This is a genomic window from Bacillus sp. FSL L8-0199 (assembly GCF_038005705.1).
GTDB lineage: Bacteria > Bacillota > Bacilli > Bacillales > Bacillaceae_G > Bacillus_A > Bacillus_A cereus.
In genome coordinates this window covers 499568-525590 of sequence record NZ_JBBOTS010000002.1, presented here as the reverse complement: position 1 = coordinate 525590, position 26023 = coordinate 499568, and the positions used below count along the sequence as shown (strand labels likewise).

Genomic DNA, 26023 nt, shown 5'->3' with positions numbered 1-26023 from the left:
CAAGTCGCGTACCCATTTTCCTGAAAAAGGAGCAACACCTTTCCAAAGTTGCGTACCAAAAATCAATTGAAATATCAATAAAGTATTGATATTAAAGGATTCCTCCTTTTCTCATTAAATAGCATCATACAAGAAAAGAGCAACATTCCTTCCCAAGTCGCGTACCAAAAATAAAAATAACAATTTTCTCTATCCCTTGTCGCTCTAAGGCCCATAAGGTGTTGCCTTTTTTGAAATTCTCTCTTAAAGGGCACATTTTTACAAAATTCGATTTGCTATAATCATAATTGGTATATTTTATAGTATTTTGACATATATTTCTGAATTTGTAGAACGGAGGTGAAAAAGATGGGGAAATCATTTGTGATACGTAATCAACGAAGCTTAAATGGGCAAACAACAAACGCAGTTTTAGTAACACTCAAATCTTGGCAAAAGCTTGTGGAAGCATTTGAGGAGAAGTACTACAGTTATAAAGATACTTATTTAGAAGATATTCTACAGCACATGACATACGAAGAGCGTATTGCGGATGTGGATGGATTTGTCGAAAGAGCCAAACCATCTTTTTCACGTCGCGCAATGTCTGCACTTGCAGAAAAAACGGGAAGAAAGCATAAATTATACGGCATTACGAATGCTGATCTCGAAGTGTTCTTATATATACATAAGAAATGCTTTACTAATGGTGTCATTCCCAATGTAACCATACATATGATGTGGGAAGATTACAAACAATATAAAGAAGAATTTGCTTATATCCAACACTCTCAATTCTATATCGCTTTGAAAAAGTTAAGCTTACATAACATTATCTCCATTGAAAATGGAATTGATGGCCGTTACACAATTAAACTCACTCATTTTCTGAATGGGGAAACAGAAAAAGCAAATCCGTACATATATATTAGTCCTGTTGTATTTACAAAGGCTTTCTTTAAGTTATCTGTAGCGGCTAAGAAGTTATTTTTAGATATCGCAATGCAACAACATACAGAAATAACGCTAAAGCGCTCTTTGGACAAGCAAGACGAAAGAGGAAACAAGACTCACTTTGGCGGGATGTATCGTTTCTTACATAAAAAATATCCGCATCAAATCCGTGCGGTTATCGATGAATTAACAATTACATTCTCATGTACGGGTAGTCCCCTATTCAAAATTTGCAAAATGCAAAAAGGTGTAAAATATACAAAACGATATACAACGCTATATCTATCTATCCATTCAGACTTCTTATGTTCGAAAGAATCTGGAGAAGAACAATACAGGGATCCGTTTACACCAAAAGCTACCTATGCACGTAAAGCGAAATTCATCGAATCACTTCTACAAGAAATGAATATCGGTGAATTGTCTACAGGCATGAATAAGTTCATTCATGTACTAAAGCATACTTGTCATCGTCAAATTCGTAGTGTCATTCGTGGGCTTCGTGATATGGTTGATCGCAAAGAAGGATACCCTACAAAACTTGTATATACATTGAAAAAACTATTACATCAGACATCTCAATATCAAATTCTGGATACAGCGGCGAAAGAAGGTATCTACCCTCTTATTGCACAACATATACCAAAAGAGAGAAATAGTGACCGTGAGAAAGCTGTCTTTAATTTTGGTCTACATTATTCTATGTACTCTCTTCATAACATTAAGAAGATGTTTAGAAATGTACATGCACTACTGAAGCAGAAGTTTGCAGTACCAGTAACAGAAGAGTCTTATCACCGTAATTATCTAAAATACCAGGAAGAAACGTTATTTAGAAAATATGCATATGATCAGGGAGTGAATCTCCATGCATATATCGCTTTAGAAATTGAAATGCGTGAAAAACTAACAGTTCGTGGCCATAAAGAACGCACAATTCCAAGTGATGTGCGCGAATGGTTTATCGAGGCAATTGATAAGCTGCCACAAGAAAAACTTCGTGTGATTGAGCTACCAAAGCAGTTTAATTTACTAGAGTTTATGCGTACCTTCGAACGTTTAGTACGTGCCGGTGTAACAATAACAGCTCCAGATCAGGTGCTAACCGCAATGGAAATGAAATGATAATAACAAGCTCTCTATTTTTGAAAAAATCAAAAGTGGAGGGCTATTCGTGTTTGGTTTATTCCCCCCTTTTCTACTACTCTATTTATAAATACAAAATCAGAAGGACCCCATGTAAAATGGAGTCTTTTTTTATGCATTTCTATACCAATCCTCTTCTACCTATAATAAAATTTCCACACTACACATTAAATATTCTTTACGTGTAGTAAAATATCCAATTTTATATCTACAAAAAATCAGAAGGATATTAATAAAAAAAGTGAATATGAGGACAAATATGATCAAATGTGAATATTATTTTACCAATATTATTGGGGATACTAGTGTTATTGAATTTATCTAATGAAAATCATCAATAATAATGTGAGTTATGTGTAAATACTGTGTAATGTTAACAAATAGCTACATTATCTGAACAAAATATGGATAATTGGACGCTACACACTGCTTATTTACCAAAATAAAGAAAACATGTCCTATTTTAAAGGTTGAATAAATATAATGTGATTTGTATCAATCTCTTTCCGATTTTATGTAGAAACATATAATTTTCTTTCTGCTTTTTTGTAGAATTGAAAGTCTAATAATTATTGAATCTACGGATACATTTTCTACTATTTATGATTTTTTACGTTATAATATCTAATTTTCCCTTGTGAGAGTAGGTCTTTTCTCTATTTTTGATAGCCTATAAAAGTTTTATCTTTACTTCTTTTTAATATATAAGATATATATTTATAATAGATTTTACAATTACTAATATGATTATTAATAAGATGTCAGACCTAATTGAAAATATTTGTAAAAACCGTTATAATAATGGTAATTAAACATATCATTACTCCCATGTAAAAGGACAAATCTATGAATCCTTATTAGGACTAGATTTGTCTTTTTGTCATTGAAAATAAAAAACAACATATAAAAAAGGAAAAGGGTTGTTTGTCCGTTTTCCTTTTTTATATGCCAGCAACCGAGCGCAGCAAAGGGCGGTAGCAGGTCTTTCACTTATTTTTTGTTATAATATATGATAAGAATTTAGGTGATTATAATGAACAAGGGTATTAGTTTAGAAGTAGCATTTTCTGCTTATTTAGCAGAAAATGGACATAAACAATCTAGGGTTGAACGTTATAATTACGATATTAAAGGTTTTTATAAGTGACTAAGAGTAAATGAGAAACTTCTACATATCAAATCATGGAGTGAACTACCTAAAGAAAATTATTAGGAGTATTTCTATGAGCTAGAAAATAAGTCACAGAATATGACGGTTCTTAAATAAATTGAACATGTTTAGACTTCAGTAGATGATTTTCACCTCTCCTTAATTCCTGATCAATCACTAAGTGATAAGGATTTTATAATCGAATCAGAAAAAAACTATTAAAACAAACTATACTTTCAACAAAAGGATTAACAGAAAGACAAGTTAAATACCGCCCTCTTATTATGGATAGAAACGCTTTTATAATAGATTTAGTAGTAAACTATGGGTTGTCCTTACAAGAGCTTGTATCGCCTAATATGAGCCATATACAGCTTGTTAGAAATACCTTAGTGGTTCGTGGTGAGAATGGCATAAATAGATATATCATTATAAAAGGATTATACGAAAATTATCTACAAGTACTATAAAACTATTTCGGAACCTTTAAGAGCTAGAAAGTATACAGATAATCCCTATTTGTGGCATTTAATTTTAATCATGGAACATATAGTTGGGTGTACGAAAAAGATGATCAAAAGGCTTTGTGTGAGGTTGCTACACAAAAGATGATTCCACTTGAAGTGAAACGAGCAGGGTTGAATAAACGTATCTTGACGCAGCAGATGCGAAATAAATTCATGGTTCGTCTTATTAAGCAAGGCTCTTAATTACTGTTATCATGAGAGGTTTAGAAGTGTATAAACAAGCGATTAGCTGCTTATTTATCTGTATTAGCCTAGATATTTTGTAATGTCAGTGAGATATCAGCCATCATAGAAGTGTTTCTACTCCAACCTAGGAAGCCAAGATATCAATAGGTTTTGTACGGTTCTCTAGAAGAATCTCAGCAATTGTATTACATAATAGTGTCAACGGACTATCTTTTCCCCACTGTAACCTACAAAACAACAATCTCGAGATAAATAGACTTTTTTCATTTCCTCTTTAATTTCTCTATATGTATTCATCATTATAAAACATGCCTCTTCTTTTCTACATAGAAAAAGAGAGTCCCTTACTATAGGAACCCTCTCTTATGTATATCCTCTATTTTTAATCAATCACAATTTCATGTATATTTAGCTTGTTTAATTTTTCATTATAGAAACTCATTACTTTTTGAGCATGTTGAGCCATTAATCCATCTTGGACAGTAAGTGCTTCAAAATACGGATAACGAATGTCTGTAACATAACCATTCAGCTTCACGTATTGTTCTAAAATCAATGAGAACTCCTCAACTAATTTACGACAAGATTTGTGCAGCAGTGAACTACCCGCCATTTAACGCCCTAACGGACTGTTTGAAGTGGGGGCTTCTCGGTTAGTCGTTACTTTTGGTAGCTAACGAATTCGTCCTAAGACAGCCGAGCTAACTCCCTTGTTCCAAGGGTTATTTTATTGCTATCTATGCTAACGCTAATAGGCGTATTGCTTCATTTTTGATATTGATAGCTGCGTTATAATCTCTATCGAGATTTACACCGCATATACAAGAATAGACTCGCTCAGACAATGACATATTTTTCACATTTCCACAACTGCTACATGTTTTTGTGGAAGGAAACCATTTGTCTATTTTCACAAGCTGTTTGCCTTGTTCATTTAGTTTATAAGCTAAGAAAGAAGTGAACATACCCCAAGCATTATCAGCGACGCTTTTTCCAAAATGAAGTGCTTGCGATATTCCCTTCATATTTAGATCTTCAATAGCTACAACATCAAAATGAGTAGCTAACTCTTTAGACTTATGATGAAGGAAGTTCTTACGTTGGTTTGCTACTTTTTCATGCAGCTTAGCTACACGGATACGTTGTTTATTCCAACGCCCTGAACCTTTTGTACGTCTTGATAATACTCGTTGCGCCTTTGCTAATCGGTCTAACATTTCACGATAGAACTTAGGATAATTGGCTCTCTCATCCTCAGAACTGACGTATAATTGATCCATCGCAAAGTCTAATCCAACAACTGTTTCTACTTCTTTTTGTACGATCTCTTTTTCGTATTCAGTCAAAATGGACACATAGTATTTACCAGTAGGTGTCATAGAAATCGTACATGACTTGATTATATGGCCTTGTGGTATTTCTCTATGCTGTTTGATACGTACCATTTTCAGTTTTGGCAATTTGATATGACCGTTAAGCAACATAATATTTCCGTTCACTACATTCGTTGTATAAGACTTTCTGTCTTTTTTGCTTTTGAATGTTGGGAAGTCATTTTGACCACTAAAGAAATTTTTATAGGCAGTTTGCAAGTTTAGTTGAGCATTTGCCAAAGCTAATGAATCAACTTCTTTTAACCACTCAAATTCTGCTTTGTATTTCGCAGGAGTGGGAAGCTTTTATTTCTTTAGTTGATTCTTATCATCTTTATGTTTTTCATACGCTTCTTTCCGTTCAGCTAACATTCTGTTATACACGAAACGTACACAACCGAAAGTTTTACGCATAAGATGTGCTTGGTCTTCTGTTGGATACAAACGGAATTTATATGCTTTATTCTGCTTTGTCATATCATTTCACCTCACTTTTCACTTTGATTTTCAATATATGTTTTTACTACGTCTATTGGCGAACCACCAGTAGTTAGCAAGCAAAAACTTCTTGACCAAAACATCTCTTTCCAAAGTTTCTTTTTCACTTGTGGAAAGTCTCTCTTAATAAGTCGAGAACTTGCACTTTTATAAGCATTGATGAATTTTGTCATTTCTGTATTAGGGTGTGCCTTGAACAAAATATGAACGTGGTCTACATCATGATTCCATTCAACTAACGTGATGTTATAGTTTTCAGATAGTCGAACAAACATATCTTTTGCATAGTCTGACATATCATCATCAAACACATTTCTTCTGTATTTCACGACCAACACAAGGTGATAATATAACAAGAATACTGAATGATTATTACTATCTAATTTCATTTATATACCAGCCCTTATAATTTATAAGACTGATTATATCAGAGGTGAAATAAAAAGGAAAACCTTTTGGCTACGCCAAACCGAAATTCATCTCCCACCTACCGTTGGGCTACGCCCTTCACACGCTTGAGGAAGGAGTATTCTTTCCGGAAATTCGTTAAAAAAAACCATAATTTTTCCTCCAGTTATATATATCGAATAGTAGCAAACAAACCTGACATTCTACCGAATATTATAATTTGCAAATGTAAGTATAACACACCTAAAACACTATAGGATGCCAAACAAAGCCTTAACCATTTGTTCCTCTATAGTTTAAAAAGAAAAAAGACATTGAAACAAACCGTTCAATGTCTTTTTTCTTTTTAAATGTTTGTATACTCAAAGTATAATTTTTCTGGTTTTCCATACATGTTAATTTCATTTTGATATAGGACAGCTAATGGCTGAGACATCTCAATGCTTTCCACATAGGATAATGAAGCAGTTGCTTCTATTTTTTCTTTAATCTCATTAGGAATGGCTGAGTAAGATAAGTTATTCATTTTACTTCCTAGTTTAGTATCTGTAGCAGCTTCATAATAAATCTCGGTAATTAAAAATTCATCATCTTCCGGATCATACATGTATCCTCGATTAACTGTAATCATATTATATAACTCCTCTCAAGTTTCATATTCTGATTCCTCGTGCTTTTAGCATTGCAACAAGTACTTTCCATATTTAGATTCCCTTTTTCTTCTCTTTCGAATGCCATTATGAATGGATACTTATTATCTTACTTCATCGTAAAATTTTGGAATTTCCAACAATATAAAGGTTTGATTTTATAGATAGTAAGTTCATAACTTTTAACGCGGTAATTAATTTTTTTCTTTTGAAAGTTTTAAATGATTTCTCCTATTGATAATGTTGGCTTATCTAAAGTAATTGCATGTTCATATTTCATCATAAATATCCTCTTTTCTAAATAAAAAGCACGAAATATGTGCGTTTATCCATATTTTTTTATGCTATGCTCTGTAAAACTTCATATAATCTCCCCTCTAAATTAAACAAAAAGCACAAAATATGTGTTTTCTCATTTAGCATACTTTTAGTCCTAAAAGTTTATGTATAAGTGATTCCTAACTCGAAGACAACACAAAAAGGACTTCTTCAAGTCGATTAAAATGTGCATAGCAAAATAAGCTATATATACACTAATCGGCTCAAAGAAGCCCTTTCATAATTGAAACAAGAATACAACTTGTTTCTAAAACTCAACCACAACACATAGGGTGTGGGAATAAACGGAATCAATTAAACAATAAATATAGATTTATATTAAACTATTTTTATATTATATTCAATTATTTTCAATAGAACAGGGATAAGAAGGAAGTTTATATGCAGATCCCACATGTATTGTATAATAATGCCCCTGAATCCCCTGCTATAAATCCCCTCTTATATTCAGTCCCTGGAGTTACTTCATGTACTGTATTTCAAAATATAGCTTTTCTGGCTTTTGATTTTGAACTAAATAACAAAGTATTTCCTTTATATTTTTTTCTTCTACTTCAACACTTTCCATATAGGTCATACTTTCGTTTTCCTGGACCTTTTGAAAAATAGCAACAGGTACTTTAACTGCATCAAATACACCCATTTTACTGCCTAACTTTTTTTCTGATGTACCATCATAGAAAATTTCATTTACTATTACCTCATTATCATCAGGATCGTACATGTACCCTCTTTGTATACGTAGCAATATAGTACTCCTTTCTTGTATATTCCTCCAATGAAATAACTATATTTGTATATAATGTTATTTTATTAACAGGTGTCAAAGAATATTATTTCGCAAAATCTGTGCTTTGTATAGAGGTAGATACAGGATTATTAATTTTGTTAAGTTTTTTTGAATACTCCAAGCTAATTATAAAATAAACAAGCCACCCTTAAAGCGAAAGCTTGTATGGTGGCTTAGTTTTCTATAAATAGCTTTGTATCTAATTGTTTGATCTCCCCTTCTGCAAGAGGTTGATAAAAAGCGTGTTGTAATCCTTGAAAATGTAAAGATTCCCCTATGCATAACAATACTTTACCAGGAATTAAATCAAGTAATAGTTCATTATTAATTTGCTTTGCTTGTTTTTTAGTAGAAACATAAATAACTAAGATTGTAGGGTTATTCCCTAAGTCCTGCATAATAACATCTTTTCCTGACTCTACAAAAGTCTTCCATCTAGCAATTATTCGTTTTAATCGATCCTTTTGATCAGATAATAAGGTGGAGTATACAACAAAGTTAAATTTACGTTCTTTTCCTCCATTTACTATAAAACTTAAAGAAGGGGTAAAAACCCCTTTACTAATAGATGGATGCATAATATGACCTAAAAATGAAGAAGCGTAGCGTAAATGACAAAGTAGGTCTATGTCATGCCAATAACGCAGGTGAACATATTTACCATGATTGTCAAGACGCTCTGGGGCAAAGAAGAACATATTTCCTTGCCAGTATTTTAGTAGTTTAAATCCATTATTTGATAAGGTATATGTTTCTTCAAAGATTTCTATATCCAAAATTTCTACTTGCCATTTTTCGATAAATTGATAGTAAAGTAATCCTTGAATTGCATTATTAATTTTCTTCCGCGAAAATTTATTCTTGAATAGATATAATAAATGATTAAACCGAACGGATGTATGAACACCAATAAAATTGAGTATAGCATATTGTTCCTCTGTTAAAAGCTGCTTAAACTTAACTAATTCGTCATAAGAGTGGAATACATAGGTTTTATCCAAATCATGTATCCGATATATTTGAAGTCCTTGTACATCCTCACTTGATAAATGAGGAATAGAAGGAATATAAGTATACATTTGTTTCTCTATTGTACGCATAATCATCGATTAAAATTGGTAAATTGACGAATTAGATTTTTTACTTTGGCCTTGCGGATAATTTAGGATACGTACAGTTCCTCTTCTATTTTTAGCATCAATATTAAGCAGCTCACATGTAACAATTGTTTGGTTTATTGCGTCATCCACGGTTGGATTTGCCAGATTACGACCTTTTAGCCCTTTAAACTGAATACCTGGTGCAACTTCTACGAAAATCCCAGCAATAGCATCTACACCTACAATTTTACCTACAAAGCGGTCACGTCGTTTGTTTAATTCTAATAATTTTTCCATTGGATCCGTTTCTAGTTTCTTTTTATTTCCTCTAAACTCGTAGCGCCCATCCTTTTCCACTACTTTATCGATGATAAGCTCTACAACATCACCAATAATAATATCCGCCGAGCGAACGAATGAATGGGACCATTGCGAGTATCTTACTCCCACTGTTACACCATGAACTTCAACCAGAATTGTTTGTGCAGATGGAATATGTCCAGAAACTGTTCCTGTGTATACTTTATTCCCCTCTTGTTCTACTATTTCTTCATATAATTTTCTTTGCAGTGCAAGTTCTCCTGCGGTGATAGATACAACAGCAAAGTTCCCTTCCTCAGTTCTTTGGAAATGCTCAATAATAACGGGTTTTGTTTTACCTATCAGCCATTGAGGATTTTTAGGAATATTTATACCTGCCTCTGTAAGTGGACAATATGCTGTCGTATGAGTACCAATTTGCATTGTGAGCACTTGTATCCGCTCAGATGTCCCGTTTTTAGTTGGGAATAATTTTTCAGATACTATGGTAATTAAGCCTTTCCCTACAGTACGTTCACGTTTCATACGAGCTAATTCTTCTAATTCATGTTCACGTATTCTTTCAAATTGATTGAAAGTTGATTCTATAAAGATGTCCTCTAGCGTGTTATCCGGTTCAAATGCCATCCCTAGTTCTTTTGTAATATGAGTATTTACCTTATCTTCAACCATTATATTTTCCTCCTAGAACGCAAAAAAGGACACACCTGTACCGTTGGAATGGTACGTAAGGTGTGTCCTTCACGTAAGTCATGTTTTATTTGTATAATTATTAATTAAAATATAACGTTTTTATGTAATTTGTGCAAGTATTATTTTTTGAAAAGGGAAAAGTTAAAATACTATATCTAACCTTTCCTCCTAATTTAAGTTAGATTTTCCCTAAAAATATAATCTTGAATAAAAATTTATTTTAGGTTTCTATAGGTATTAATCAAAAAAATCATCTAATTCCTTACTCATTACATTAGATGTATTTTTCTTTTGTTGCTGGTTTTTATTAAGTAGTGAATTTGTATTGTTATACGTATTCTTTTGTTTGGCTTTTAAGTTTTTTTTGCGTTCTTTATAGTCGATATGTTTATCTTCATGCTGCTCTTCATTATTTCTAGTGTTCTCTACCATATTCTTTTCTAAGTTTTGATGAACAGTAATGCTAATAGATTCGTAAACTTTTGCAACCTCTTCATCAAGTTTATTTTCTTTAGTGGGATTAACTGTTTTTGTAGCTGGTTTCAAATTAGTTTTCATATCTGTTTTTGTTTCCTCTAATACTGTGGTTATAAGTCCCTCTGTTAGAAGCTTTTTTTGCAATGGATGAGTTTCTACAGGAATTCCTAAATGAATTGGGTAATCTATATCCCTTTTTGGTTCCAACATAGTATTAGATACCTCTTTCTTCCGTTCTGCTAGCTCCATATTTTTTTTAGGACTTACAAGTTCCATATGTGTCTCCTTTGTTATATTCGGCAGCTCGTCATTCCGTTGTAAGGCATCTTGTAATCTTGAAGCACGTGTATAATCGATTTTAAATGCGTTCTGTAGTGCATTTATAGAAGCAGTCCCTGATTCCTTAACAAAGGATACTACATCATCGTATAGGATATCTTTAAAGAAGCTTGTTTCCTCTTGCTTGGCTTCTATGTCTTCGTTTGGAATGCTCTCTCCTCGTGAAGTTGTATTATCTAAATCTGTATTAGATGAAGGAGTAGTATTGATTTGAGAGCCCTTTAATAATATCGATGTACTATTATTGTTTGTTTCTATGGACTGATTTTGTCCTATTTTATCACCATGCATAGGTGGAAATGATTCTATCTGTTTTATATTATTTGCATCTACATGTTTCATAGGATTTGATTTTGCGATAGATTCTTCAATGAGTCGTAGACGTTCAGTTTCCCAATATTGTCCAGACTTAAGCTCTACTTGAATGATTGCTTGAGCAAATTCCTCTTTGGGTACAAAGTTACTAGTAATTTGTTGTACAGGTTGTACATGATTGTCTTGTACAATACGTGCAGCACAAATGAAGGCACCTTGTGCCATGATATCTCCTGGTGACATAACGACTTCTTTTAATTTTTGATATGTCGAACCTAAGCGACTAACGGGGTTCTCTTGCATAGGAGAGATCCCTTGTTCAGATTCGGATTCTTTAAATTCCTCTGTTTCACCAAACATGTCAGAGAAAATTTTCGCATCATATGGTGTTACATCACCAAATATCATCTTGTTACGGAACGAACCTAATAAAGTAAACATATACTGCTCTGTGAAATCTAAAGCTAATTGAGATAGTGTTTGACTTGCAATTGTCAGAATGACTTTATATTTACGAGATTGTGCAGGGAACTCTTTGAACGGGCGCACAAATGTGTAGCATCCTAGCCCGAGAGGGCTGGGGTAGCTACTAACCCTTACGGGTCGCGATAGGTAAAGCTTTGAATTTATCTCTACTTTTTCCCCCGCCCCACACCGTGCGTGCGACTTTCACCGCACACGGCGTTCCATCGGTTCAGATTGATAATCCCTAACAAATTCAGTTAGTATCATCCTTATACTTAACCTCGCGATTAAGATAAGGTGGACAATGGAGTATATTTCAAATATGTATCAGCTCACGGTATTTCGTTAGTTTCGGTAGTTCGTATAAGATACTGTCTTCTAAGTCTTTTTGATGTATAAGCTTATGGCATCTTATGCACATGGTGGCAAGATTGCTGAGTTTGTTGATTTTCTCTAAAGGTAGTCGATTATTAACGTGATGACAATGTATGTTAGTTGGGATCAACCCTGTCTTACATATGCGGCACTTTCCTTTGTCACGATTATATGCATAATCGCGATTAAGTATATATTCAAAGTTATAGAGCCGTTTGTTCCTAGTTTGTCTAAGCATTTGATACAAGACTATTTGGTTGATTTGATCGTTTGAATAAATGGTTGGTCTCATTTTCTTATCGCCCTTACCATGCCTTCTCGAATAAATCGCCCTTCCTATCTGTGTATAGGGAGTCGTATCGTAATTGTATAGGAGTGCTTTAGTACTAGGCGTAAAACTCATTTTGGTTAGTCCTATCTTAACTCCATCAACTTCAACGAAGGGAACTTTGGTTTTGTGCCCTTTATGTCTATCTTTACGGTTATCGAGGTTTTCAGCTGGGGTGAGCATTTTTTCAAATACCCCTCCACCATGTTTTCGTTTAATAGACTTGTAAAATGTATATCTTATTTTATCATCGCATCTAACAAAAATTCTGGCAGAATTTCCGATACGAAAATAGTTACTAATACCGATAATTTTGGTGTTTATAAGTTCTATTTTGGCGGCAACATCATAACAAGTGGTGGTTTTTCGAATATTGTAGACGTCTCGAAGAACTTCTCTCATTTTAGATGTTAATTTCTTTTTATTTGGGATAGCTTTACCTGCAATACGGTCTTTTAGTCTCATCTTCTCGGCTTTAATATCAAAACCGAGAAATCGAGCGGGCTTTTCCCTTAAATCGGTGATGAATGTTTTTTCTTTGGATAATTCTAATTTGAGTATGTGTTTGTAATATTTATCAATTTTGGTCAATAGAATTCTTGCTTGTACTGTATCCTCACATAAAATTATCCAGTCATCTGCATATCTAATAAGAAAACATTTCTTATGTCTTCTCCCTACTTTAGTAAGGCCCGAACGGAAAGCATGCTTGACGGTATAGCGGGCACGATGTTCCTCAAACTCTTTAGCTACCATCCAGTCAAAGTTGTTTAGGTATATGTTCGCTAATAGAGGCGATATAATCCCACCTTGAGGAGTTCCTATTTCTGTAGGAAGAATAACTTTATCCTCAAGCACACCTGCTCGCAACATTTTCTTAATGATAATTAGGAATCTTTTATCCTTGATGCCCATATTCCACATCATCTCGACGAGTTTATTATGATTGATATGGTCAAAGAAACTTTTGATATCCCCTTCAATAGCTATGTAAGTCTTTGATCTAGAGATGGTATTCAAGACCCTACCTATAGCATAATGACATGAGCGATAGGGACGAAAACCATAACTGTGATTGAAGAATTTTGCTTCTGCTATGGGTTCTAAAACAATCCTTGCTATTTCTTGGATTATCCTATCTATCATAGTTGGGATACCTAGAGGTCGTTTCTTTCCATTACCCTTGTTTATATATTCACGCCGAACAGGATTAGGTTTGTAATTATCTATATGTTGCCTGATAAGTTTAATAAGCTGTTTGGCTTCCATTTGCAGGTAATAGTTTACATCCTTTTTATCAATTCCGACTGTCATACTACCACGGTTACTTTTAATGTTATGAATTGCCGTTTTAATAGTTTGCTTATTTTTCATGAGCTCTATGATGCCATGAAAACAAGAATTTTCTTCTTTAGCCTTTTGATATATTAGGTCTAGTTTATTTTTGAGCTGAGTTTCATTTTCTATCAAATGTCCTTTAATCCTCATTACATCTCCCCGTTGTTTAAGTGATTGTAACGATGTGCTGTTTAATTCCCACTCTTGAAAGAGGTTCATTTAGACATTTGAAATACCCATTGTATTGTTCTGAATCGACTGGTCGCCTTCGCTCCACGGGCATTACCCCGTTTCTTCACTACTACGCGACCGCTGCCACTTACATTGCTTCAAGCAGGATCACACTCCCTATAGCAATGCAAGCTTCCCAAGTCCCATTAGTTCTATCCCTTGTTTTACAGTCCCTTAGGTGCCCACTTTACGCCGACGGTACTCACCAGTCTTGATTAGCTCAAACATACTGGTTCAACTCAATTAGCAACTACGAGACTAACTGAGCGCAAGGATTGGAATTACAAGCCTATCCTCGTTCCCGTTATTCCTTCCGTTTTCTCACATTAAGAAGGGATTCCCTCACGGCGCTTCTGACATGGATTTCTTTCGTCACCATAGGATTGTTTTTAAAGACCACCGCACCATATAGGCATTAGTGAGATATGCCATCAGGTTACGACCTTACCTAACTTCAGACCCTAACTCGTGTGGAAGTTAGCGCATGTAGGGGTATTATGGCTAGGATTAGTGAGCTATTATCCTAGAATGGGGTTTACACCCATAAAATTCGAACAAATAGTTAGGCTGTGTAAAAATTAGCCTCTCCATTTCACGCTACTGCGTTTATAGGAGAACTTGGCGTACCATAATCAGGGAATTCATCCACAATAATATGATGGTATGGTGAAATATTTGGTTCTCTTCGGAATACAGCATTTTGCATACTTAGTAATACGAATTTTCCTAGTACATTAGAAAGATCTGCAAGTTCTCCTTTGGCTGTATTTACTAGTAAAATACCACCTTGCTCTAAGTGAACATCAAAATCAAAATCTGATTTTCCAAATAAAACACGTCGTATTAAAACATTTGAGGCTAAATCTTTTAAGATGTTACGCAAACCTTTTACATATTCTTCTTCCCGGTCATAATGCATTGGTTTTCCACGATATTTTCCAGATTTATAAACGGCAGGTTCCCCATGGAAACCTGTTTTTTCACGAATGGTATTATCGAACCATTCATCGATACCTTTTATAATCTTATATTCGTTTTTTTGGTCACGTGAAGCAACACCACTTTGAACAAAATCATATAGTTTTTCTACCTGTACTTTTAATAGTTTGTGCATACAGTGTACACGTTCTACATCGTCGTACATATCTATTAAGTCATCAAAGGTCACATCTTTTTGTGGGTTATGTAGTTTTAATAAATAAATATGTTGCTTAAGGTGGTTCCGTTGTGCTTGTTCAAAGAATGCATTATTAGATTCCGACAAACCCTGGATAACCATTGCAAAAACCTCGGCTACTTTATCAACTGGTCCACGTAAAATATTAATGTTTTTGGTATCAGGGTTTGTGGGATCAATATAATAAATTGAACTTTCAGGAATCTTGTGTGCTTGTACTAATTTAAATACCTTTTGACATAAATCATTACTCGGTTCAATAACAGTTATCCCATTTAAAAATGTTCCTTTTACTTCTTCTGTATCATAATTATTCTTTTTATACGTATTTTCAAACTTATTTATAAAACGTACCATCCAGTGTAAATCTTGATTAATCATTGGAATAATTAAACTAGATGTCTTACCAGAACCAATAGGACCAATAATAATTTCATTTAGGGTTCTATCTTTCCCCTTAATTCGAATCATTTCTTTGTGCTTAATATGAGGACCTATCTCAACATCAGGATATATTTGTTCCTCTTGGCTATTAAACCACTTTTGCAACTTATGATTTTTATATTCGTATTTTTGTACCCACTTTAAGATTTCTTCTCTGTAACGGACAATATGGCCACTATACCAAAGAGTAAACAAAATCATAAATACGGTCGGTAAGAATACAAATATCATGGTGAGTGTATGGAAATTTCCTGTTAATACATCCCCCATTGCTTGATATTCACCAAAATTAACATGTTTTGCTTTATTCATAAGATAAGGAATAACTTTTGCATGGATAGGAGTAGTTGCAAACCATAAAAACTGAATATCTACTGCAATATGAGAAGCAATTAAAATTAATAACTTGCCATTTTGAAATTGCAAAGCTGGGATACGGCTGTAGAACCTAAAACTAAATTCTCCTAATAGCAAAGAGAAGAACATTAAAAATAGTGGTACATATGTAATTTCTATAGGATAAGACGGTGGTTCAAATGCATAGTAGAGTAACTGTATGTAGTTTGCCACACCAAATCCAAATGAAAGGATAAATCCGCTAATTAAGGCGATTGTAGTGTATAATGGTAATCTTTGCTTAGATGTCTCCATAAAGGTTCACCTACTTTTTACAGACATAGTTGAGCTTTATGGTGTAATGTAAAACGATTATGAAGTTCTGGCCTGAATTGTTCCTTTGATTTTTTTAGAAAGAACTTCGCTGCATCTTCAGTTTGTTTTAAATATAAGTCAATACTATCTCCTTCACACAATTGGTTATATTCTTCTTGAGAAAGTACTGCAATATTTATCTCTAGTTTGTTATTCGTCGCAGTTTCAATTATTACATCGTACCAATAATAATTAGGTTTCCCTGGAATTTTGATATCTTGTAGGGAAACGCAAAATTTAGCTCCCCCTTCTGTAATATGTTTAAGGACTAGTTCTGGAGTTTTAAATGCTTCTCTTGCTGAGAGCACTCCCCCAGTAGTAGTTGCAAATTGTAAGTTCATTGTCATTTTCCACTTCCACCTTTCTCCATACAAAAAAAGGTAAGCGACACCCACTGTAAAAACAGCGTGTGTCGCTTGCCTTAATTTCATATGTTCTGATTTGATTGTAGTTTTGAGTGTTTAGTTCAAACGTTATTCTATCACCTTAAATAATAAAAATCAATAAAGTTATATAAAATTATATGAAAAATAAACGATTAATATAATTCTACAAGTTTACGTCTTTTCGGATTAACGTTATTTGCAGCATGTACCATGATCTGTTCATCGGTTGCTATATTTGTATTTTGAATGGATAGAAGTAGTACATTATCATAAGTGTCCATCAGTAGAATATCTCTAGGATTTTCACGTTTAGGATAGATAACTACAAGCGGAATGCCTTCATCTCCATTCCTTCTTGAAAACACGACATCATCTAATCTTGCAATCATTCGGTAATCATTTTCATTTCCAAAAATAAAAAAGAAATCTTGAATAGAAGCTTTATCTCTCTTGTATGTGCGTCGAAGGCCACCATCTATTGATTCTTTAAACGTTTGAATTTTTTCGACAAAAGTGTAACGCCAATTAACATCTCCTACTGTACGTTGAGATAAAGGAAAAAGAATATCTTGTTCCCAGTTTTGATTATCATCTGTTCCTAGAATGATATCTGAAATAACATCCCCAGCATCTTTCAATGAGCAAATGTGTACATTTAGATTTGGTATATTCATTAATAATTCATGATGCTTCCGCATAGAAAATAATAGATTTTTCATACGTATGTATGGCGGTTCTGCATCTTCAGCAAGGAACATTGATTTGTCGTACATAACAAAGACAACCGTTACATCCTCATTTGTTTTTTTTGCATATTCTATGTACTTCTCTACTTTTTCAACTAAGGTAGAATTTGTCTCTTTGCACATGTCCATCTCAATATGGATATTTTTATCTTGGTATGAAATATGTTCATCAGGAATCAAGGTCAATTGGTTGTCCTCAATTTTTATATTTTTTTTCTGGTAAAAAGAACGAATATCCAATTCATATAATACTTCATTGGTTTGTGTCTTCTTTGTAGTCGCTAAAAGAGTACGGATCATGACTTCACGTGAACACATAGTGTGAAGAGAAGTTGTTCTTGAGTACCGTCTTTTTGAACTTTTTTTTGGAATTCTTCCTATTTCCAATAAGAATTCAATTGTCTTTTCTTTTAAGGAAAATAAAGCGCGTTTCGTAATACTATCAGCCCTTTTATCTATTCTTTTAGTTAGCATAGCTCCATATTGTGAGTAACGGTCAAGCTTTGTAAATATGCTAGCTTCAGAACATTCTCTTCCCTCAAATGCACTATATAACTGCGTGATTTGCCTTGTTGTAAGTGCTCTTTTGTAATATAAAACTGTAAAGACAAATATGTCAGCTTCTTTTAAGTGAAAATGTTTTTGGGTACCTGATCTTCTATATTTATACACTTTTTCGGACAATGCATACACCTCTTATATTGAATTAAACTAAATTAAATACTTATTATTTTTAATATACTATTACATTGATGTAGTGGTTGTAAAACCCGAAAAAATAAATAAGACATTTTAATTTTTAGAGGTACTTCATTTTGTACGTTGAAGTTGAGATGAAAACTACTCTTATAAATCTCTTATAAATTATTGATTTATAAGGCTTTATTAAATCGTTTGTTTTGTTAGGACGAGCTACTACTGGATACCTAACAATAGTTATAATGAAATTCTATTTATAAAATAATGTTATGACGTCCTAACATTTATTAGATAGCCAAACTACTATTTTAATTGATTAAAATTATTCAAGATTTATAAAAAGGTTTATTGATAATAAAGATTAATTTTTTCTATCCTTAATTCGAAATTTAACTTTTTATTTGTGATGAAACGCTCTTTTCAACTTCTGCTATTTGCTCAATGTAAAATTCCAACTTTTTCTTTTATGTTTTTTCTTGTATAGAATCATAAATTCACTTAGACAAATAATATTAATTGTTTCTACCAAATCATAAATAAGTTAACAATATGTCTATAGATACTTAACATATTGGTTTTAGTCACTTGAATTACCTTCACTTTTTCTTCGTTAAACAAGGAGTTATCTTAACTGAAATAATAAAATTGAACAGTTGTTAATTTTATGTGAGGTTGTAATTGCTATCATCATTCCTCCTGCATTACAAAAAAATTATTGTAATGTAAGTATCACTTTGATGTTAATAAGATGAGATTTCCCTTTTAATAATCTAGTTTGAACAAATGTTTCTTTTTTATAGTAGAGATGTGATTGTTAGCCTACTACTTTTAGAATGTCAAAGTTGATTTATCCTAGTCCTCCCTTTTTAATATGTAGAATATTGAGGGTATTGATGCTGTTCATATGAAATTAACAACCTCTTCTACTGGCTTTTGAGGAATGAATGAAATTGACAAGGAATTGAATTCAAATGAGGAAAAGAGGATAATTTTTCTTATAACATATATAATAATGTGAACTAACAAGTACTAAGTGAAGAACAGTACATTAACATAACATTAACAATGAGCGGTCTTATAAGTGATAAATCCCGTTAAAACAGCTAGGTAACAAAGAAAACCTTAGTGTGAATTGCTATAAGAATGTCTTGAAATCTCCCTAGTAATATAAATACACTCGAACAATATTTATTGTCGGAATATTAAAAAAGTTTTGTTGAATTATATAAGCTTTACAAATACGGTTTACATACAAGTTTTATATAAGAGTCTTATATAAAACTTGTATGTAAACTAGATAATTTGTTTTTCGATTTAACTACGATATAAAAGCATTATATTATACACTTTATATGTAAAGCTTATATATAAAGTGTATAATATTTACTGGAATTTTTACGCTAAAAAAATTGGTGGTTTTTAATCTGTTTTTTAGAATTTCGATTTGGTTTTTTTAATAATCTTTTTTGAAATGTCAATCACATGAAATTTAAGATTGATATAACATGTATACGCATTATATATAAGGCGTATACATAAACCCTTATAAAATATATATTAATTCTATTTTTAATTTTATAAGTCTTATATACAAGTCCTGTATATAAGTTTTATTTATAATGACTTGATATACGACGTGTAATGATGTACTATGTTTCTAGGAATAATTAACCAGTGTTCTAAGGGGGGGGACGACTTGAACGAAGTTTTAAGTGAAAAATATCAAACAATCAAGTTTGCAGATGAAGTAGTAAACATGTTTGCTGATATACTTGAACAAGATGAGATACTCTATAGTGTATTTCTATACATAGGAAACATAGTAAATAAACAATTTCAAGAGACGAAGTACATGAGGGGCATATCTATTAATGAAATAGTGGAAAATGTAGTTATTGATAGGAGAGTAAAGAAAAAAAAGGGAAAATCCTATTCTTTAGAGGTTGAACGTACGAATATATCTAGACGTTCAGCTGAAATAAGTGTGAGTACACTATCATCAATGTCTTTAATCTATGAAAAAACCATGCACCCATATAAATTTTTAATCTCAACTTATAGAGGGCAACAAGTACTGATTGAGTTAGGGAAAAGAAAAAAGATAAATAAGGAGAGATAAAATAATGGCAAAAAACTTCTTGAAGAATGAAGTGGCAGTTAAAATGACGATGGTCGGTTTTGGTCAAGCTGGTACTAGAATGGTAGATAAATTTGCGGAATATACACATACAGATGGTACAGCAGTATATAATTGCTTAGCACTAAATAGTAATGATGGAGATCTAGCTGAATTAAAAAATGTACCCAAAAGTAATCAAGTTTCACTGAAATTAGGTGGTTTAGGTAAGAATCCTGAGCGTGCAGTAAAAGTCCTTGATTCAAATGAGGAAGCAAAAGAAAAGCTAAAAGAATTTATTACTGAACGAGTAAGACCTTCGGATGAACTTGTTTTATTTTTTGCAGGTTTAGGTGGAGGAACTGGAACTTCTACAATCATTAAGGCTATTGAAGAATTTTCGGCTTTCCATAACAAGCCAGTAATCAGACAAGAATTACAAAAAGTTGCGCAGCTATATCCAATGTCTGAAATCAAGGCGAATCAAGCGAAGTTTGCGAGAATAGCCTTTGAAAATGCTATTGAGCGCAAAGACTTTATTAAAATGGGGATTGTTGTAACTCTTCCCGTCCGAGCAGATGGGCCTGATGTATTACGACAAGTAAATAAATTTTCACAGGAAATTTGGAAATTAGCAAATGATAAATCAAAAGGTGTAGCATTTGTTGTGTTTGCTGATAACCAGCATTTTTACGATGAATTTAAGGAATTGAATGAAAATGAGAAAAAAGGTATTGCTAATTCACGAGATTATGCAAATCAACGTATTAGTGAAATTATTCATGAGTTAAATACCGCTGCTAATGGATCTGGTACATCTGTAATACTGGATTCTCAAGATTTTAAACGTATTTTACTTGAGAAAACGGGCTGTTTAGTAATTAATAAGGTTTCACGTAATATGAATCAAATAGAAAATAGCCATGCAATTATAGAAATGTTCCAAGAATCATTAAGAGGAAGCTCTTTCCATCCCCCGATTGATTTGATGAAGAAGAACGATGATGGTTCTGTTGAAGCATCAAAAGTACATCATTTTGGTATGCTTGCTATCCTAGATGAGCAAAAGAATATTAATGATTCCTTTATGGATGACGCTAAGGTAGAAGTTTCAAATAATTTACCTATAAATGGTACAGTTTTTAATGGATATTTGGTAAGTAAGAATGATTTCTTAGGAACTGTATATACCTTCTATAAAACCGATGCATTACCATCGAGATTATCTAAAGGTTTAGTTGAAGAATTTAATGAATTTAAAGAAAGACAAAGCCAAATTCAGTATAAAAAGTCTCAAATTAGTACGATTGAAAGTATAGATGAGGATGAGGATTTAGGTTTTGCATTTGGAGATTTTATTGATATGGGTAGTGACGAAGAAAATAATAATGCTGGAGCAAATGAAGATGAAGATTTAGCAGATTTTCTAGATCCAGATAAGATGTTTGGTACTACAAAATAATAAAAAAGTCTGGACTAAGTTCCAGACTTTTTTATTATTCCACTGAATCCATAAGAGATTTTATATACTCAATAATATTATCTTGTATGTACTGCTCTATGAAGAGTTGTTTTTTACTCAAGTCTTCCTCTTTTTTAAACCAGCCTGCTTTTTTAGTGCGCTCTTCCTCAGGTTTATTATTCCATAAGCTCTCTGCTTGTTTTCTTAATTCCTGACGTGCCCTATGCTCAATAATAAAATTATCAAGCCTATCTTGGCGTTGACGCAATTTTAGCGTTTCTACATCTTCTGGTTGTGGTAACTGCTTTAATATACTTTCTACCCTCTCTTCATAATGAGATTCAATATGTTTTATTTTTTCTTCTAACTGTTTAGTTACCATTTTTTCAATAATTTCAGCAGTAGCTTGAAGGTTTAATTCAGTGGATACCTCATTTGTTTGATGTTCTGGTGAAACTGGTCTTAAATCAAATTGGTGTGGTAAAAGGTCAATAATTGCATCTAGAGACCATTTCTCATCCCTTTTCTGCTTTATAAATAGAGCAATTTCAAGATCTAAAGCATTATAGAGTTTTTCATTTGTATTTTGAGTTCTTAAAGTTTCATGAAGTCCCTTTTCTTCTAGGATATTGAACCAATTATAAACTGTATTATGATGACGTCCTACTAGTTTTGAGAATTCTGTTATCCGCCATGCTTTTTCGAAAACATTATCATCTAATATATCATCATCGTTAATTTGATGGTCTTGTTTTTCATTTTTTTGCTCAATCATTGTAACTACCTCCTCAAAAATCAACTCATAAATAACTAATTATAATTAACATGTGAGCTGAGATTAACATGTTAGCTAGTATTTCGATAATATTAGTAAAAATCCCTACCAATCCAGTGAATTACATGAAATATAGAATTAACATGTAAACGTATACTTGTTAACAAAACATTAACGTTTAGTATAGAATTCGGTGAATCAGTAACTTTATTACCAATTTGAAATATATAATTGGTAATGTTTTGTTAATGGGGATATATATATTATTGTAGTAGCGCTATTGATAGTTGCTATGAGATTAACAAATTAGGCTACTTAATATTAATGATAAGGAAATAAAGCTGTTTTGTAAATAAGTTATAAGGATATAATCCGGGTATATAACGGAAAATACACAAAGTAACGCCCAAAATCTAATTATCACGTATAAAAACTAGTAAAAAGTAAATAATATTAATGTAGAGTTAGTATTGTCCAATAAACAAAACGGTATTTAAGGATATAGGAGCACAATCATAATACTTCGAAGAGGTTCGTCCTACTCCCTATTTACTTGCTACATACAAGTTAGGATCTACTTATGTATATTAATTTAGTGTAGAATGTACAATTTAAGTTGTATATTGCATGTCGTGATAGAAATTTATGTAGTCAGTATCAACAAAATAATCTTTATCAGCATTAAAGAACAGATTGAGCCCGCGACTTGACATTAACATGAAACATGACATTGACATGAAATTAACACTACAACCACCTACTAATAACATACGAACACCTATTGTTAATGTTTTGTTAACTATAATAGATATAGATCAACCCTTTGTATACATGTTAATCTAAAAAGATTACCTTTTAACATGAAATGTGAACCATAAACGAAGGATTTTATAGATAATTTTGAGGAAGTTTTTAAGATACCAAGGTTCGACTTAGAATACTAGAATAATCCAAGTGATGTATTTTGTAGATATCCGATTTCTAGTATATGTTCGTATATATTAATAAGTTCATAAATAAGACAATGAGATTGATATGTTAACGAAAATTAGATAAGCATACTTCGAATATCCACAAAGATAACATTGACATGAAATAAGGTATTGCTATGAGATTGATACGACATTAACAAAAAAATATCCAAACAAAGGATAAATCATCCTAATTGTTAATGTTATGTTGATCAGAAATAGAAACCGCCATTTACATTTAGAGATATTAGTTATTCTAATGGGTATTTATGACTTAGATACCCATTAGAAAGTAATTAGTAATAAAATATAGCATGCGCTGGTTTGTTAGTTATTACATTCCAGTAACTAATGATAATAAATGTAAATCTACTAATTGGTTTTACGTTAATTTATATCTGAGTATCATTGGATTGATATAACATGTAAAATATCAATATGAAATTAACATCTACACATTTTTGTTTCGTTTCATATCAATGTCGGTTGATATGTTAATTTCATTCAAGGGTATTAGCGTTAGTTAATTGTTTATATGACATTAACAAATTCAGGTTGTGTACTTCAAATTGTGTTAAAAATTAAATGGAGATAGACTTTCTTTGAAACCTTCTTGATCAAGGAGGTTTATAAAAAGAACGTTGTAGCATATTGGGAGTTTTAGTTATAAATAGCAGTTGTAATACTTAGGTATACGACTTATTTATTTGGGCATACTATAAGTATGGGTTCTTTTCTATGATAAAAAAGTGCAGCTAATATCTTTACAATCTATAATTATAGATTGTAGTTTTTATAGTATTTGAGTAGAAGAAATGATTTTGTGCATCATTCCAATATAAGTATATACTAACTAGAAGTCATTTTAATTGTTACAAGAAAAATATGTTGTGGATGTATATTCATCATTAGCGTGCTTTTTTGTCTAATAACTAAAATAGGAACTTACAAGCTATTTTATAATATTTGTTTGCGAAATAATGTAATTAATAAATTAGCTTAGGTATGAACTGGTTGGGTTAGTTTAACTCGTATTCATCTCTCAATATGAAATTTCATGTCAATGTCAGTTGATATGTTAATATCAACCGAACGAGTTTGTGTCGCTTTATTGTTTACATAACATTAATATGCTTTAGTCGTTTGCTGTTAGTTATGCTATGAGTAATATAAAGATTATTTTATATTTAAAGTTCTCTAAGGTAAGGAATATATTAAATGAATGTTTTTTACTTTTGAAATTTAGTTGTTAATAAAAAAATCGAAATTTTGTTATGAAAATCCTATACTTAGATATACTAATAGTATTACCTGAATTAGGTTATTAAATGACATATGCAAAAAAGAAAAGGTTAATCAATTAGAAGCATTATTTTTGTGAGTTTATTTAATAATTGCGAAGTAGTATTGACATTTAGATATTATATAGATAATCTTATACATAAGTTTTATTGTTTAAAATTAATATACAAATCGAGAGATATTTAATTCTTGCTAAACGGACACACCGAGGGCATATACCTGCCATTGGTGTGTCTTTTTTTATTTAATAACTAGAAAATGATAAGGAGAGTATTAAAGAATGAATGAAATTATTAGTGAAAGTAAAAGAAGATTTGATAAATATTGTAAAGATAATCAAGTTTTTGAGGAGAGAATTAATTCTCTTATTAACTACTATTTTTTACTGCTTGCTGATCGTGTAAACATTTTACAAGATAGAGAATTTAATAACGAGGTCGAAGAGAAGCAATTTAAAAGCAATCTCAAAAGATTTGAAACATTATTCCCAGCTGCTGCTAAGAATGCATTTCTAAAAGGATATCAGCTTGGTTTAGAGTTTTTCAAACATCCAGAGACAGTGATTCCGGATTCTCTATTTATAAATCCTAATTTTGTACAAGATATTCCTTTTGCAATTGTAAATGCAGCGGAATTTAGCATTTATGAATTAGTTCGAACGGATGAAACACAAGAATTTAGTGTATTTGCTGTTCGAACGTATGAAGGCATTAAACCCATAATGGAACAAGTATTTTGTGAAATTGCATTGTTTGGTGCGGAAATTTCGCTTGAGCATGAACGTGAGGAAAGAGGACTGAAAGTAGTTGAAGGAAAAACAACTACTTTTACAAATGTTCCAGTAGATCGTTTATTTACAATTACTCCATCTGTAGCTGCTAATGTTGTGCATGCGGACGGCCGCTGTGAAATCTGGAGTCTAAACTGGAATACAAAATTAACTTTAGATAATCCTTTTATTGAATTAGCACAAGTAACCATTGTTTACAAAGACAAGACAGAAATACAAAAAAATCTTCGGGATGGATTTATATATGAACAAAGTTTATTTAGTGCGATACCGTTAGAAGAAATAGAGGATCGTTTAGAGGTTAGAGTCAAATATAACCTTATTGATAATATGCCATGTAATTTGGATGGATTTGAAATAGAATCACTTCTCACCGAACTATTAACAAAAATACAAAACGCAACAAAAGTGCCTTTTGAAAACATGCTATTACTTTAAATTGATTTTCTATCAAAGAGGAGT

General features: G+C 32.2%; 14 protein-coding genes and 5 pseudogenes. 5 read left to right on the top strand and 14 right to left on the bottom strand.

From position 1 onward, the window contains the following. Nucleotides 1-348: 348 nt before the first annotated feature. Nucleotides 349-2058, top strand: coding sequence for a hypothetical protein (locus NST86_RS30330; protein WP_086423410.1), 1710 nt, complete (start codon nucleotides 349-351; stop codon nucleotides 2056-2058). Between the two features lie 1054 nt (nucleotides 2059-3112). Beyond that, nucleotides 3113-3933: pseudogene (locus NST86_RS30325) on the top strand (integrase); the annotation flags it as partial. Between the two features lie 136 nt (nucleotides 3934-4069). On the opposite strand, the pseudogene NST86_RS34970 reads toward NST86_RS30325, so the two are convergent. The 13 genes and pseudogenes from NST86_RS34970 to NST86_RS30265 form a co-directional block, all read right to left on the bottom strand. Continuing rightward, nucleotides 4070-4242, bottom strand: a pseudogene (locus tag NST86_RS34970) (phosphoadenosine phosphosulfate reductase family protein); the annotation flags it as partial. An 82-nt stretch (nucleotides 4243-4324) separates the two neighbouring features. After that, nucleotides 4325-4540: pseudogene (locus NST86_RS30320) on the bottom strand (HEPN domain-containing protein); the annotation flags it as partial. A 139-nt stretch (nucleotides 4541-4679) separates the two neighbouring features. Continuing rightward, nucleotides 4680-5792 (bottom strand): annotated as a pseudogene (locus tag NST86_RS30315) (RNA-guided endonuclease TnpB family protein). Between the two features lie 11 nt (nucleotides 5793-5803). Continuing rightward, nucleotides 5804-6202 (bottom strand): IS200/IS605-like element ISBth16 family transposase, encoded by a 399-nt coding sequence (tnpA, locus tag NST86_RS30310; RefSeq protein ID WP_000762752.1) that lies wholly within the window; start codon nucleotides 6200-6202, stop codon nucleotides 5804-5806. 365 nt (nucleotides 6203-6567) lie between these two features. Next, nucleotides 6568-6852, bottom strand: a complete 285-nt coding sequence (locus NST86_RS30305) for a hypothetical protein (RefSeq protein WP_000633825.1) — start codon at nucleotides 6850-6852, stop codon at nucleotides 6568-6570. Between the two features lie 818 nt (nucleotides 6853-7670). Beyond that, nucleotides 7671-7958, bottom strand: coding sequence for a hypothetical protein (locus tag NST86_RS30300; RefSeq protein WP_002083359.1), 288 nt, complete (start codon nucleotides 7956-7958; stop codon nucleotides 7671-7673). 215 nt (nucleotides 7959-8173) lie between these two features. After that, nucleotides 8174-9100 carry a hypothetical protein gene (locus tag NST86_RS30295; protein WP_033685861.1) on the bottom strand — a complete coding sequence of 309 codons (927 nt, stop codon included), beginning with the start codon at nucleotides 9098-9100 and terminating at the stop codon, nucleotides 8174-8176. Between the two features lie 9 nt (nucleotides 9101-9109). Further along, nucleotides 9110-10093, bottom strand: coding sequence for a hypothetical protein (locus NST86_RS30290; protein ID WP_000228952.1), 984 nt, complete (start codon nucleotides 10091-10093; stop codon nucleotides 9110-9112). Between the two features lie 258 nt (nucleotides 10094-10351). Further along, nucleotides 10352-11794, bottom strand: a pseudogene (locus NST86_RS30285) (DNA translocase FtsK); the annotation flags it as partial. Nucleotides 11795-12026: 232 nt separating this feature from the next. Next, complete coding sequence (ltrA, locus tag NST86_RS30280; RefSeq protein ID WP_086423309.1) at nucleotides 12027-13901, bottom strand: group II intron reverse transcriptase/maturase; 1875 nt, start codon at nucleotides 13899-13901, stop codon at nucleotides 12027-12029. 673 nt (nucleotides 13902-14574) lie between these two features. Beyond that, nucleotides 14575-16254, bottom strand: coding sequence for a conjugal transfer protein TraG (locus NST86_RS30275; protein WP_340935131.1), 1680 nt, complete (start codon nucleotides 16252-16254; stop codon nucleotides 14575-14577). Nucleotides 16255-16271: 17 nt separating this feature from the next. Then, nucleotides 16272-16745, bottom strand: coding sequence for a hypothetical protein (locus NST86_RS30270; protein WP_340935129.1), 474 nt, complete (start codon nucleotides 16743-16745; stop codon nucleotides 16272-16274). A 107-nt stretch (nucleotides 16746-16852) separates the two neighbouring features. Continuing rightward, nucleotides 16853-18130: a replication-relaxation family protein gene (locus NST86_RS30265; RefSeq protein WP_086423525.1), complete on the bottom strand. Its 1278-nt coding sequence runs from the start codon at nucleotides 18128-18130 to the stop codon at nucleotides 16853-16855. Between the two features lie 1711 nt (nucleotides 18131-19841). Here NST86_RS30265 and NST86_RS30260 point away from each other — a divergent pair. Both NST86_RS30260 and NST86_RS30255 read left to right on the top strand, forming a co-directional pair. Continuing rightward, complete coding sequence (locus NST86_RS30260) at nucleotides 19842-20264, top strand: hypothetical protein (protein ID WP_001006726.1); 423 nt, start codon at nucleotides 19842-19844, stop codon at nucleotides 20262-20264. 4 nt (nucleotides 20265-20268) lie between these two features. Further along, nucleotides 20269-21723 (top strand): cell division protein FtsZ, encoded by a 1455-nt coding sequence (locus NST86_RS30255; protein WP_001097031.1) that lies wholly within the window; start codon nucleotides 20269-20271, stop codon nucleotides 21721-21723. Between the two features lie 34 nt (nucleotides 21724-21757). Here NST86_RS30255 and NST86_RS30250 read toward each other — a convergent pair whose 3' ends face one another. Continuing rightward, nucleotides 21758-22498, bottom strand: a complete 741-nt coding sequence (locus NST86_RS30250; protein WP_086423526.1) for a MerR family transcriptional regulator — start codon at nucleotides 22496-22498, stop codon at nucleotides 21758-21760. A 2553-nt stretch (nucleotides 22499-25051) separates the two neighbouring features. Between NST86_RS30250 and NST86_RS30245 the strand changes: the two genes are divergently transcribed. Next, a complete protein-coding gene (locus NST86_RS30245; protein ID WP_001002554.1) occupies nucleotides 25052-25999 on the top strand; it encodes a hypothetical protein in 948 nt (315 codons plus the stop codon). The last annotated feature ends 24 nt before the right edge of the window (nucleotides 26000-26023 follow it).